The following is a 12,521-nucleotide window of genomic DNA, read 5'->3' as shown; positions in this document are numbered from 1 at the left end:
GAACGAGTTGGCGATGTGTATGGGCCCTGAAGATACTGACCTTCCGGTTTTCTTCACAACTCCCTCTTGCTCACCGGGCATGGCGCGCAAGGTTTTTTCATAAGCTTAAGCGGCCTTTATCCATGTCAGTGGGAACGGTAGTCCAGCTTGACGGCACCGTTTTTGCCTGTTTTCCGCGCGGAGTTCTCACCTGAGGTCGCTGACCCTCTCGGCCCCGTCCGTCGGTTGACATACCGAAAGGTTGGTTTTAGGTTCTGTCGCGGCAAGTGGGCAGGGCGGGCGGAGGTGTTTCGGTGGCACAGGAACGGGCGATCAGGACGCGGAAGTCCATTGTGGTCGCCGCGGCCGAGGTCTTCGCCGAGGTCGGCTACGAGGCCGCCACGGTCGCCCAGATACTGCTGCGAGCCAAGGTCACCAAGGGAGCGCTGTACTTCCACTTCGCTTCCAAGGAGGAACTGGCGCAGGCCGTGCTGGCCGACCAGATCACCGGCATGCCTCCCGTCCCCCCGCGCACGCTGATGCTCCAGCGCGGCCTGGACGAGGCGTTCCTCCTGGCCTATCTGCTGCAGCAGGGCGATCCACTGGTCCGGGCCGGGGTTCGCCTCGCCGTGGAGCCGGGATCCCCCGCGGACGGGCTGGACCGCAGCGTGCCGATGAGGGAGTGGGTCGACCACAATGTCGAAACGCTGGCGGCCGCCGAGCGCAACGGGGAACTGATGCCCCACGTCGATATCGATACGGCCGCCAGCATGTTCGTGGGCGCGTTCACCGGTGTGCAGATGCTGTCCAAAATGCTGACCAATCACGCCGACCTGGTCGAGCGGGTGGCCCAGTTACAGCAGCACTTGATGTCGAGCATGGCGGTCCCGACGGTGTTCGTCCAACTGGACATGGCCCCGGATCGAGGACGACGCGTCTACCAGGAGACGACCGGACTGAACAGGATCGCGGACGACGGCGAGGGAGCGGTGCGAGCCGTCGGCTGACCGCCGGCCACCGGGCCGGCGCGTCCGTGGCCGCGAGACGGAAGCCGCGAACCGCCCCCTGGGCACGCCGCGAGCACAGCTGATGCAGGACCGACCCATGGAGCGCACCCATGAACACGACCGCCTGTCCCCATGTCCTGGACGTGACGGGCCGCCACCTCGCCGACGAGGCGGCGATGCTGCGGGACAAGGGTCCCGCCACCGAGGTGGAACTGCCCGGCGGGATCGTCGCCTGGGCCGTCGTACGGCAGTCGCAGGTCGAGCGGCTGCTGACCGACCCGAGGGTCTCCAAGGACGCCTCCCTGCACTGGCCCGCCTTCATCGAAGGGAAGATCACCGAGGACTGGCCGCTGCACCCGTGGGTCGCCAACCGCAACATGCTCTTCTCCTACGGCGAGAGCCACACCAGACTGCGCCGGCTGGTCGCGGGCGCCTTCACCGCACGCCGGTCACGGGCCATGCGGCCCCGGGTGGCGGAGATCTGCGCACAACTGCTGGACACACTGGCCGACATACCGCCCGGCTCCCCGACCGACCTGCGGGCGGCGTTCGCCGAACCGCTCCCGTTGCAGGTCATCTCCGAGCTGTTCGGCGTGCCGCAGGGCGCGGAGCGCGATGCGCTCTGCGCCGCGCTCCACAAGGTGTTCAGCACCACTCTGCCCGCGCAGGAGATCGCGGAGGCGCGCCAGCAGGCGCTGGCCGGGCTGGCCGCGCACGTGGAGACCAAGCGCCGCGATCCCGGCGACGACCTGACCTCCCTGCTCATCCAGGCCCGTGACCAGGACGACCGGCTCAGCGAGGAGGAACTCCTCGGCACCCTGTTCCTCATGATCGCCGGCGGCCAGGACACGACGGCCACCCTCATCACCAACGCCGTGGGCGCGCTGCTGAGCCATCCCGGCCAGCTGGAACACGTCCGCGCGGGACGCGCCGACTGGGAGGACGTGGCCGCCGAGACCATGCGCGTACACACGCCGGGCGCCTACTCCCCGATGCGGTTCGCCGTGGAGGACATCGACCTCGACGGAGTCCTCATCAAGAAGGGAGACCCCATACTCGTCTCCTTCGCCGCCGGCGGTCTCGATCCCGAGCGCTACGGCGAGCACGCGGACCGCTTCGACGTGCTGCGCGAGGACCGCGACACCCTCGGCTTCGGGCACGGACCGCACCGGTGCATGGGCGCGGAACTCGCCTACGTCGAGGCCGGCACCGCTCTCTCGTCCCTCTTCGCGCGGTTCCCCGACATCCGCCTCGCCTGTGCTCCGGAGGAACTGGAACCCATGCCCACCTTCCTCATGAACGGCTACCAGACCCTGCCGGTGGTGCTGCGGCCGGCCGGCTGACGCACGCGGACTTCCGTAGGAGAGCGAGAGGGGCAAGCAGCCGCGGGCGGCGCAAACGCGTGAGGCGGTGGTCCGGGCGGCTGCCGGAGCATTCGCCGACCACGGCTACGCGGGGACCTCGCTGCCGGGCATCAGCAGCCGGACGCGCGTCAGCGCGGGCGCCCTGTACTTCCACTTCACCCGCAAGGACGAACTGGCCAAGGAGGTCGAGGAAGCCGCCGTCGCACGGGTCGCCGCACTGGCCGACCGCTGCCGCGCCACGGAGTCCTCTGCGCCTGCTCGCGACCACCATGTGCACATGGGGCCGCGAACTGATCACCGAGGCCCACCGGGAAGGCGAACCGGCACTGGACGTCCCCGCGCATCACGACCACACGGGTCCCACACGCTCGACGACTGCGAGGAGCCGGTTCGCGACGCGGACCGAGCGCTTCTCCGGCGGGCGGCTCGGCAGGTCAGCCTGTGACCGGCGTCATCCAGGCGTGCGGGTCCGGGATGTGTCCGTGCTGGATGTCGAGGAGGCGCCGGCGCAGGCCGAGCGTGATCGGGTGGCCCGTGCCGGCCGGGGCCCGCCACTGGTGTTCACCGCGTTTGAGAGCGCCGACCGGGGTGACGACGGCGGCCGTGCCGCAGGCGAAGACCTCGTGGATGGAGCCGTCTTCCCAGCCCGTCTGCCAGCGGTCGATGGACACCTGTTCCTCGCGGACCGGATAGCCCGCGTCGGTCGCCAGCGCGATCAGGGAGTCGCGTACCGCGCCGGGCAGGAGCGTGCCGGTGAGCCGGGGAGTGAGGACGGCGGGCTTGCCGCGGCCGTCGTCCACGACGAAGAAGAGGTTCATGGCTCCCATCTCCTCGACCCAGCGCCGTTCCACCGCGTCCAGCCACACCACCTGGTCGCAGCCGTGTTCGGCGGCCTGCTGCTGCGCGAGGAAGGCGGCGGCGTAGTTACCGGGGAACTTGATGTCGCCGGTGCCGCCGGGAGCGGCGCGCACGTAGTCGTCCGCCACCCACACCGTCACCGGTTTGACCTCCGTCGAGAAGAACGGGTCGACGGGCGAGGCGATCAGCACGAACAGGTACTCGCGGGCGGGCCTCACTCCGATGGTGGGTTCCACGGCCATGATGTACGGGCGCAGGTACAGGCTGCGGCCCACGCCCTCGGGCACCCAGGCCCGGTCCGCGGCGACGAGGGTCTGCAACGCCTCGATGAAGGACTCCTCGGGCAGTGGCGGGATGGCGAGGCGGGCGGCGGAGTGGTTCAGGCGCCGGGCGTTGAACCCGGGGCGGAACAGCGCCACCGTTCCGTCCGCCTGCGCGTACGCCTTCAGCCCCTCGAAGACGATCTGGCCGTAGTGCAGGCCGAGGGCCGACGGGTCGAGCTCCAGCGGCCGATACGGTTCGAGCCGCATCGGATGCCAGCCCCGCGCGGACGTCCAGCGCATGGTCACCATGTGGTCGGTGAAATGGACGCCGAAGCCGAGCTTCGGAGCGTCCTTGTGGTGTGCGGCCGGTTCCTGCTGGGCTGCGGTGGATATCGGTACGGCCATCGCGATGGTCCTCTCCTGTTGCCTGTCCGCTCCCCGAAGGGATGGCTGCTGTCCGGTCGTCAAAGCAGAGGGGCCGGCCGGCGCCGTTGATACGCCCGGCAGAAAGCCACGGCGAACGTATTTTTCCGGGGACCCGCGGACTCTGCTTCTGCGGCCGGTGCTCGCAAAAGCAGCTCCGGCCGCGGCCGTCCGGGCCACAGCCGGGACGCGCGCCGTGACGCCAGATTGCGACACGTGGAGGAGAGTGCGATGGTCAACGATTCGGTGTGGGAAGGCGATGCCGTCCGGGCTTCCGTCAAGGCGGGCAAGCTGGTGGTGTTCGAGGAGTCGGCGCGCGACGGCGCCCAGGGCAAGACCCTGATGGACGCGGAGACACGGATCGCCCTCGCCCGCGCCCACGGGCGGATGTTCGGCGCGGACGGGCACCGGCACGTGATGTTCGCGGCCGGATTCCCCTCCGCCTGCCGCGAGGAGTTCGAAATCACCCGCCGCGTCGCGCAGGAGGTCGAGGAGATCAGCGCGACCTGCGTCTGCCGCGGCACCCCACGCGACATCGACACGGCGATCGCCGCGATGCGCGGCGCACCGCACGGGCGGCTGATGTACTTCCTGCCGGGCTCCGAGGCGGTGTCCCAGGCGCTGTTGAAGAAGTCCGCCAAGGAGTCCGTCGACCAGGCGGTGGAGATGGCCCGGTACGCGGTGGAGCGGGCCGACGGACTGGCGATCGACATGGCGTTCTCCCACGCTCCGCAGGCCGACCGGGAGCTGCTGATCGACGCCGTGTCGCGGCTGACCGAGGCGGGCGTGGCCAGCGTGCAGCTCGCCGACACGGTCGGCGGGATCCTGCCGCACGAGGCGTACGAGTTGTACACGGACGTCACCCGGCGGGCCGATCCGCAGGCCGTCGTCATGGCGCACCTGCACAACGACCTCGGAATGGCGCTCGCCAACACGGTGCAGGCCGTCAGGGCCGGCATCCGCATCGTCGCCAGTTCGTGGCTGGGCCTCGGGGAGCGGTCCGGCATGGCGTGCACCGAGCAGCTGATGTTCCTGCTGAGCTACGCGCCCGAGCGGCTGCCGGGTCTGATCGGTACGAGCGAGTCGCTCTGGTGGACCGACCCGGACCTGCGACGCGTCCCCGAACTGACACGGCTGGTCTCGGAGGCCACCGGTACACCGCTGAAGGTCACCGACCCGCTGGTGGGATCGGGCGTCGGCACCATCTCCACGGGCACGCCCTTCGTGGACCGCTCCCTGTTCCAGCCCTACGACCCGACGGACCTGCTGGGCATCGAACCGACGGTGGTCCTCACCCAGTTGGCCAGCGACCGGGTCGTACGGGCCGCGGCCGAGAACCTGAACCTCGACCTGGACGCCGACCAGGTGCGGGCGGCCACGCAGTGGGTGAAGTCGGAGGCGTTCCGGCAGGGCGACGCGGTCGTCGCCGACGAGAAGTTCCGCCTCTTCGCAGAGGGCCTGCTGGCCCGCAACTCCTGAAAGCGGCACCACACCAGAGGACCGGCCGGCCGCCGCGCACGCGGCGGCCGGCCGGCCCGTCGGAGCACCGCACGGCGGAGCGGACCGTCAGGCAGGCTCCGGCCCGGCCGCCTCCGTCTCGGCGCGCCGCTTCCGCAGCAGCGCCGGGTACGCCTCGGTGTCCAGATCGAGGTCGGGGAGGTGCGGGATCAGGGTCTCGGGACCGACGAAGCCGTGGCGGACCAGGTGGGGCCGGGTGAACGTGAGGTCGATGATGGTGTTGCCGGGATGCTTCTGCGGGCGGCGGTTGGCGCGCCGTGTCTCTCCCTCGTCCAGGATGAGGTCCACCCGGTCACCGAGATCGCGGACGGTGACATCGAAGGTGACGTCGATGTCACCCTGCCCGGACAGATTGGCGGAGGACGCGCCGAGCGGTTGCCCGATGAGCCGCAGCACCTCCTGGAGCGGCGAGCCCGGGCCCTGGCAGCAGACGGCGAGCGTGGGCAGGCCCAGGGTCATGCGCGGCGGAAAGGGATGCTTCTTCCAGCAGATCACCGCGGTGGGACTCGGCCAGATCCGCTCCAGTACCGCCGGGCCGAACCCGTCGGGAATACGGACGTACTCCTCCGCCTGCCGGGGTTCGGGGACGAAAAGGCTCAGCGGCCCGAATTTCGTGCGCTGCTTCGCCTCGAACACACGGTCAACCGCCGCGGCGTTGAACGGATCGCAGAAGAGTCCGTAATTGGTTAACGTCGGAAGCGCCACGAGGCCGCCTCCGCGTAATACGTCGGCGGCCTCCTGAAGTGCCGCGGGACTTGTTGCCACAATGCGCGCCGTGGTCAAGGCAATCACCTCTGCTGTGAGTGCGGCCCAGGGCCGCCGATTCTATCCACGCACCGGTCCGCCGCGCCGTACGGCGCGGCGGCATTCCGCTTTCAGGCCGGCATCCGCGGCATCCACTCGGGACGCCGGCGCTCGTATCGGTCGATCAGTTCTTCGTCGCGCATGGTGACCGCGACGGCGTCCCGGTCCGCGCGCAGCGTACGGCAGGCGCCGGCGTCCAGCCGCAGCGGCACGTCGATCGCGGTACCGGCGACCCGGACCCGGCGTGCCACCAGGTCGACCTCCACGACCCGGTCGGCGTCGTCGGCGACGGCGTCGCGCACCGCCCGCACGTCGGCGGCGGGCAACTCGACGGGGACCAAGCCGGCGTTGACGGCGTTCTCCCGGAAGATGTCGGCCAGTTGCTCGCAGAGCACCGCGCGGAAGCCGAAGTCGAGCAGTGCCCACACGGCGTGCTCGCGGGAGGAGCCGCAGCCGAAGTTCCGTCCGGTGACCAGTACCCGGGCACCGGCGGCACGCGGCTGGTTGAGGACGAAGTCCGCGTCGTCGCGCCAGTCGGCGAACAGGTCGTCGGCGTACCCCGCACGGTCGACCCGCTTCAGGCGGGAGGCGGGGATGATCTGGTCGGTGTCCACGTCCGACCGGTCCAGCACGAGCGCCGGGCCGCGCACCACGTCCAACTGCTCCACTTCGAGGTCCCTTCACGAGAGTCGTACAGGTCGGTCGCACGCGTCACATGCGCCGTACAGGTCGCAGGCGTCACGCGAGGTCGGCCGGGGCCGCGAGGCGGCCCGCGATCGCCGAGGCCGCGGCCACCTCCGGGGACACCAGGTGAGTACGGCCCCCGGAGCCCTGGCGGCCCTCGAAGTTGCGGTTGGAGGTGGAGGCCGCGCGCTGCCCCGGCCCGAGGACGTCACCGTTCATCGCACAGCACATGGAGCAGCCGGGGGAGCGCCACTCGAAGCCGGCCGCTGTGAACACCCGGTCCAGTCCCTCGCGTTCGGCCTCCTCCTTCACCGCGGTGGAGCCGGGCACCACCAGTGCCCGTACCGACGGCCGTACGCGGCGCCCCTGTACGACGGCCGCCGCGGCACGCAGGTCCTCCAACCGGCCGTTGGTGCAGGAGCCGATGAAGACCACGTCGACCGGGATCCGGCGCATCGGCGTGCCGGGCCGCAGTTCCATGTAGCGCAGGGCCTGGTCGGCCCGCCGCCGTTCCCCGGGGTCCGCCATCGCGGCGGGGTCCGGCACGTGCCCGCTGAGCGGGGCGCTCTGCGCGGGATCCGTGCCCCAGGTGGCGTACGGGGCGAGAGCGGAGGCGTCGATGCGCACGGTCCGCCCGAAGCGCGCTCCCTCGTCGGTGCGCAGGGTGCGCCAGTAGGCCTCCGCCTCCTGCCACTGCCGCCCACGCGGCGCATGGGGCCGGCCCTTCAGGTAGGCGAGGGTGGTGTCGTCGGGGGCGATCATGCCGGCTCGGGCGCCGGCCTCGATGGACATGTTGCAGACCGTCATCCGCTGCTCCATGGAGAGCTTGCGGACCGTGGAGCCGCGGTACTCCACGAGGGTTCCCGAACCGCCGGTCGTCCCGATCTGCCGGATCACGCCGAGGATCAGGTCCTTCGCCGAGACACCGGGAGCCAGATCGCCGTCGATCTGCACGCTCATGGTTCCCGGCCGGACCATCCGCAGGGTCTGGGTGGCGAGGACGTGCTCCACCTGACTGGTGCCGATACCGAAGGCCAGCGCGCCGAACGCACCGTGGGTGGACGTGTGGCTGTCGCCGCACACCACGGTGGTGCCGGGCAGGGTGAGCCCGAGTTGCGGACCGATGACGTGGACGATGCCCTGACGCCGGTCGCCCTGCGCGAACAGCGGAAGGGCGAACCGCCGGGCGTTGTCGCCCAGGGCCGCGATCTGGCGTGCGGCGTCCGGGTCGGCGGCGGCCGGGCCGGCGTCCCGGGTGGGCACGACGTGGTCGGTGGTCGCGACGGTCTGCCGGGGCCGGCGCACGGCCCGTCCCGCGGACCGCAGGGCGGCGAACGCCTGCGGCGAGGTGACCTCGTGCACCAGATGCAGGTCCACGTAGAGCAGATCGGGCGCGCCTAAGCCGCCGCCGGGACGCACCACGTGCGCGTCCCACACCTTCTCGCTGAGTGTGCGCGGGCGGGGACTGCTGGCCGGACTCACATGTTCCTCCTGCGGGGACGTCGACAGCCACCCGGACGGGCCGGGCGGAGACAGATGGGACGGAGAGAGGTGGGACGGACGGGACGGTGGGCACGTGGGCCGGGCGGTGGCCGCCTCCGGAAGTACGGGTGCGGCTCCTGGCGGTGGCGTTCGCGGCGGCCCGCACCGGCGGACACGGGCATCCGCGGGGCCGGTGCGCCAGGCGGTGTTCAGGATGCGACCATCGCCTTGCACTCGTGGATGCCCGGGGCGGAGCGGAGTTGGGCCAGGCACCGGTTCCGGGTCGGCCCGATGCTGCCGATGGGAATCTTCAGGCGCCGGGACACCTGCTCGTAGCTGGCCGGCGGGTCGGCCATCAGCATGCGGATGATGGCGTAACCGCGTTGGTTGAGGACGGTCTTGGCCGTCTGCCACAGCAGCACACTGCACTCGTCCTGGATCAGCGGCACGCCGATGTCCCGGGCGTCGACGAGAACGGAGGCGAGCTCCTGGTGAGTGGCGCTGATCTCCTGGCGCCCGCAGCTCAGCAGCCGACGGCACTCGTTGCGCGTGACGACGGCCACCCAGGCACCCAGGCTGTCCGGGTTGCGGACGACGGCGAGGTGCTCGAACAGTTTCATCCACACGGTCTGGCTGACGTCCGCGGCATCGGCGTGGCTGAGGCCGTGCTCGCGCGTGATCCAGCCGACCAGCCCGGAGAACCTGCCGAGCAGTTCGCCCCAGGCAGCCGGATCTCCGTCCAACGCACGTTGCACGACACCATTCACGTCAGATTTATCCATGCGAAAATCTCCCCCGAGATTTGGCAGTCCCTTTTCGGCGCGGCGCGGCGCTGCATCGGCGAACGGGATACCCCGACCCGCTCGTGAAGGGAACAGAAGACGACCGGCGCAGTCCTGCCTCCTGGCGCGGGGCATCCGGCGTGTTCCGCAGCGACGATCACGCCCGTCGGCAGGAGCACCGTTTCGAATGTCTAGGCCTTACCGCCCGTGGCCTGCGGCGATGCGGTGGATTGCGGAGCCGGCGGATACGGTCCGATGCTCACCCGTGGCCGACACGCCGTACCGTCCGCCGCACGTCAAGACCCTTCCCACAGGAAAACGGTGAGTGGCGCTGCCCCCGGCGAGCGACTTTTCCTTTCGGCCGGGCGCAACAGCAGATAAACCGCAGTTGATCCATGGAAATTCAATCCCCCGTCTTTCGCACTAATGGAACACGACCGTGTACGGGGCAGGCAAGGCGACCCGGCGGGCCTAATCCAAGCCGACGCAAAGTAACGCACGCCGGTGTGACGCGAGTCCAATTAGCCTGTATTACCCCTCTATGAGAGGTTAATTAGATAATGTGGTGCGATGTGGCGTTCGCCTGCCTGCGCTCACGCCCAAACGCACCTTTGGTGCGCTTATAGCGCTATCCGTATGATCACCTTCCGTGTCGCGCCTCGCGTCCCCCTGCGGAAATACGCCGAATTCCGAGCGGGCCGGGCAACGGGGAGGGCGGGTGCGCGCTGTTCCCTCATTCGGGTGACCGGTCCGGGTGCGACCTGACTTCGGTGACCAGGGCGGTGGATCGTTTTGTCGTCGGCGTGCCGGGTGGTCCGGCGACGTGACCGAAGGCCGGACGATGCGGGGACGGGATGTCCGAGGACGGGATGCGGGGGCCGGCGACGGCCGGCCGGGTGGTGCTGCGGGAAGACTCGGCCCGGGACGGAGCCCAGGCCAAGACATTGACGAGCGCCGGCTTCCGGATGCGACTGGCGCACGCTCACGAGACGGAGCGGATGTCCGGTGCGGACGGTCCGCGGCGCGTGGTCCTCATCCGCGGGTTTCCCGGCAGTGCGTGCCCAGGAGGCCGAGGCCGCGGGTCGCGCGGGAGGCCGAGGGAGCGGTGGGCGTGGCAGCGGTGTGCCGGGGTGGCCGGCGGGACGTGGAACAGGCCGTCGCCTCCGTGCGGGACAGCCGGCCCGCCCGGGTCATGGTGGTCGTCCATGCCTCGGAGGCGACGGCGAAGGCGGCCCACCGCACCGCCGCCGAAGCGCTCGCCGCCGGCATCGACCCGGTGAGACACGCCCGCGGCCCGGGCGACACCATCGCCGTCGACGTGTGCGCGTGCCGCACCGGCCGCGCCGTGAGCGATGACGCCGCTTTCGCCGACTACCTTGACCGCCTCACCCACCTCACCGGCAGGAACCCGTCATGAATCCGAGTACCGATCCGCCGACGCGCGCACCGGCATCCCTCGCACAGGCGCGCCGCGCCCTGAGGGAGGGCGCGGCCGTGGTCCTGCCCAACCCCGAGCCGCTGACCCATGTGGTGACCGCCACCCGGGCCCGGACCGTCAACGAGGCCAAAGGACGCCCCGGCGGCCAGCCGGTCGCCCTGTGGGCGCACCACCCCCGAACCCTCCAGCGCCTGCGCGGCCTCTGGGACCTGCCGGCCGCCCATATCCTCCTGGCGGAGCGGCTCCTGGCGGAGGAGCACCTCACGGTACTCGTGCCTGTGCGCGCCGACGCCGCACGGCCGGCCTGGCTGAAGCCCGCCCACAAGGACGGCTGGGTGCTGCTCTTCGGCGCCCGATGGCAGCCGCTGCGTCCACTCCTGCACGACCATCCGGTGCTGTATGTCAGCAGTGCCAACCGCACCGGGCACCCACCCGCGTCCACCAGCCGGGAAGCGCTGGCGATGTTCCCCGCCACCGTCCCCGTCCTCGCCGAACCCGCAGCCGCCGCCTCCGCGGTCGCCGGCCCCACCGGTCCGCCGCGGCGCGGCCCCGCGCCGCGCCGGGCGACGACGACCGTACGCCTGCACCCCGCCGGCCGACTCGAACTGCACCGCCACGGGGCGCAGGACCAGTACCACACCACAGTCGACGCGTACCTGCGCTACCTGCGGGCCCGCTACGCCTGACCCGTCCCAGCGCCGGCGGACTGCTTCCGCCTCTTTCGCCCGAAGCCACGGCGAAGTGGCAAGCGGCTCTCCGCAAACAGGACTCCGCGACTCCCGCCACCCGCGCAGTACCGCGTCCTGCGTTGCCGGTGCCCTCGGTGCCGGTGATCTCGCCGGAGGCCAGGCCGCCGGCGTAGCGGGGCGATGAGCCTGCCCGGCATCTTCGCGATCGACGACAGATGGTCCGGAACGACGGCGCGGACGCAGCCACCATCGCGCGCCCACGCCCGCCGGGCCGCCGCCAGTCTCTCCGCCGCCCGCGAACGACTTCGCCCGCAGTCGCTGTGGAGCCCGTGAACCGGCTGGAGCTTGTTCACCTTCTTCAGTGAGCTGCCCACGGCCGGGGGAGTCGTCCTCCGTGTGCGGGTATTCGCAGGGCGGACACCCGGCGTCGGACACGGGGCGACAGGGGCGGTAACCACTCGCTGACCTGCGGAAAAGGCGTCCCGAGGAGGTTGTTTGGGGTGGTCGTCGCGCGGGTCCGCGTCGTCTGCCGGATCAGACCGCATCCGACTTGTGGGCGGATGATCGTATGACGGGGCCCTGGGCGGGGTAGAACGGACGCCGGGCGTCTTCCCACAGTGGAGGATCCCGCTATTCATCCCGGCCGGCACCCCCGGCAAGATCGAAGGACGCAGTATGGCCAGCGGCACCGTGAAGTGGTTCAACTCCGAGAAGGGCTTCGGTTTCATCGCCCAGGACGGCGGCGGACCGGACGTCTTCGCCCACTACTCGAACATCTCCGGCAACGGGTACCGCGAGCTGGTCGAGGGCGAGAAGGTCACGTTCGACGTGACCCAGGGCCAGAAGGGCCCCCAGGCGGAGAACATCGTCCGCGGCTGACATTTCCCGCCGGCCTGCGGAAGCCCTGTGCGGAGCGGCACCACCGACGTGGGGTGGAGCAGCTCGGCGGCTTGCTGGGCGCACGACCGACAGGCCGCAGGTTCACGTCCTGTCCCGGCTACGAAGGAGAGGGCCCGGCATCGATCAACCGGGCCCCCTCCGGCCTTCCTCCGCCTCGGGACCGGGCCCTCGGCGGTGCGGCTCACTTCAGGTCTCGGTGACCGCACCCGCGCGGTGCGGCGCGAGGACCCGGCCGAAGAGTTCCTCGTTCACTCCGTCGCCGCAGAAGTCGCCGGCGGCGAACACGGTGCCGCCCGGATCGACGGCCTCCGGAACAGTGGCGGCGGCCTC

The 12,521-nt window shown here is 70.7% G+C and carries 12 protein-coding genes; 7 read left to right on the top strand and 5 right to left on the bottom strand.

What is annotated here, in order from left to right:
* Positions 1 to 293 precede the first annotated feature (293 nt).
* The 3 genes from SCK26_RS01460 to SCK26_RS01450 all read left to right on the top strand — a co-directional run bounded on the left by SCK26_RS01460 (position 294) and on the right by SCK26_RS01450 (position 2,795).
* Positions 294 to 986: a ScbR family autoregulator-binding transcription factor gene (locus tag SCK26_RS01460; RefSeq protein ID WP_318199374.1), complete on the top strand. Its 693-nt coding sequence runs from the start codon at positions 294 to 296 to the stop codon at positions 984 to 986.
* A gap of 110 nt (positions 987 to 1,096) precedes the next feature.
* The gene (locus tag SCK26_RS01455) at positions 1,097 to 2,329 is read left to right on the top strand and encodes a cytochrome P450 (RefSeq protein WP_318199373.1); all 1,233 of its coding nucleotides are present in this window, start codon (positions 1,097 to 1,099) and stop codon (positions 2,327 to 2,329) included.
* A gap of 67 nt (positions 2,330 to 2,396) precedes the next feature.
* Entirely contained in the window at positions 2,397 to 2,795 is a 399-nt protein-coding gene (locus tag SCK26_RS01450; RefSeq protein ID WP_318199372.1) for a helix-turn-helix domain-containing protein, read from the top strand.
* On the opposite strand, the gene SCK26_RS01445 is transcribed toward SCK26_RS01450, so the two are convergent.
* The gene (locus tag SCK26_RS01445) at positions 2,785 to 3,876 is read right to left on the bottom strand and encodes a branched-chain amino acid aminotransferase (protein ID WP_318199371.1); all 1,092 of its coding nucleotides are present in this window, start codon (positions 3,874 to 3,876) and stop codon (positions 2,785 to 2,787) included. The genes SCK26_RS01450 and SCK26_RS01445 overlap by 11 nt on opposite strands.
* A 249-nt stretch (positions 3,877 to 4,125) precedes the next feature.
* Here SCK26_RS01445 and SCK26_RS01440 point away from each other — a divergent pair, with 249 nt between their 5' ends.
* Positions 4,126 to 5,373, top strand: coding sequence for a 2-isopropylmalate synthase (locus SCK26_RS01440; RefSeq protein WP_318199370.1), 1,248 nt, complete (start codon positions 4,126 to 4,128; stop codon positions 5,371 to 5,373).
* Positions 5,374 to 5,460: 87 nt separating this feature from the next.
* Here the strand turns inward: SCK26_RS01440 and SCK26_RS01435 are convergent, their stop codons facing one another.
* The 4 genes from SCK26_RS01435 to SCK26_RS01420 form a co-directional block, all read right to left on the bottom strand.
* Positions 5,461 to 6,195: an L-threonylcarbamoyladenylate synthase gene (locus tag SCK26_RS01435; RefSeq protein WP_318199369.1), complete on the bottom strand. Its 735-nt coding sequence runs from the start codon at positions 6,193 to 6,195 to the stop codon at positions 5,461 to 5,463.
* A gap of 92 nt (positions 6,196 to 6,287) precedes the next feature.
* Positions 6,288 to 6,884, bottom strand: coding sequence for a 3-isopropylmalate dehydratase small subunit (gene leuD / locus SCK26_RS01430; protein ID WP_318199368.1), 597 nt, complete (start codon positions 6,882 to 6,884; stop codon positions 6,288 to 6,290).
* 70 nt (positions 6,885 to 6,954) lie between these two features.
* Complete coding sequence (gene leuC, locus SCK26_RS01425) at positions 6,955 to 8,382, bottom strand: 3-isopropylmalate dehydratase large subunit (protein ID WP_318199367.1); 1,428 nt, start codon at positions 8,380 to 8,382, stop codon at positions 6,955 to 6,957.
* A gap of 209 nt (positions 8,383 to 8,591) precedes the next feature.
* A complete protein-coding gene (locus SCK26_RS01420) occupies positions 8,592 to 9,137 on the bottom strand; it encodes an RNA polymerase sigma factor (protein WP_318199366.1) in 546 nt (181 codons plus the stop codon).
* A gap of 1,138 nt (positions 9,138 to 10,275) precedes the next feature.
* Here SCK26_RS01420 and SCK26_RS01415 point away from each other — a divergent pair.
* The 3 genes from SCK26_RS01415 (at position 10,276) to SCK26_RS01405 (ending at position 12,170) form a co-directional block, all read left to right on the top strand.
* Positions 10,276 to 10,581 (top strand): hypothetical protein, encoded by a 306-nt coding sequence (locus tag SCK26_RS01415; RefSeq protein ID WP_318199365.1) that lies wholly within the window; start codon positions 10,276 to 10,278, stop codon positions 10,579 to 10,581.
* Positions 10,578 to 11,288 (top strand): Sua5/YciO/YrdC/YwlC family protein, encoded by a 711-nt coding sequence (locus SCK26_RS01410; protein WP_318199364.1) that lies wholly within the window; start codon positions 10,578 to 10,580, stop codon positions 11,286 to 11,288. Before SCK26_RS01415 ends, SCK26_RS01410 begins: the two co-directional genes overlap by 4 nt.
* Positions 11,289 to 11,966: 678 nt before the next feature.
* Entirely contained in the window at positions 11,967 to 12,170 is a 204-nt protein-coding gene (locus SCK26_RS01405; RefSeq protein ID WP_037864303.1) for a cold-shock protein, read from the top strand.
* Positions 12,171 to 12,521: the final 351 nt, after the last annotated feature.

Origin of the sequence: Streptomyces sp. SCL15-4 (genome assembly GCF_033366695.1) — a bacterium.
Lineage (GTDB): Bacteria > Actinomycetota > Actinomycetes > Streptomycetales > Streptomycetaceae > Streptomyces.
This window is presented reverse-complemented; position numbering and strand designations above follow the sequence as displayed.

What these genes read in the sequence shown, in the direction of transcription:
- SCK26_RS01455 (WP_318199373.1), top strand. Translation starts at nt 1,097, where the DNA reads ATGAACACGACCGCCTGTCCCCATGTCCTGGACGTGACGGGCCGCCAC.
- SCK26_RS01445 (WP_318199371.1), bottom strand. Translation starts at nt 3,876, where the DNA reads ATGGCCGTACCGATATCCACCGCAGCCCAGCAGGAACCGGCCGCACAC.
- SCK26_RS01440 (WP_318199370.1), top strand. Translation starts at nt 4,126, where the DNA reads ATGGTCAACGATTCGGTGTGGGAAGGCGATGCCGTCCGGGCTTCCGTC.
- SCK26_RS01410 (WP_318199364.1), top strand. Translation starts at nt 10,578, where the DNA reads ATGAATCCGAGTACCGATCCGCCGACGCGCGCACCGGCATCCCTCGCA.
- SCK26_RS01405 (WP_037864303.1), top strand. Translation starts at nt 11,967, where the DNA reads ATGGCCAGCGGCACCGTGAAGTGGTTCAACTCCGAGAAGGGCTTCGGT.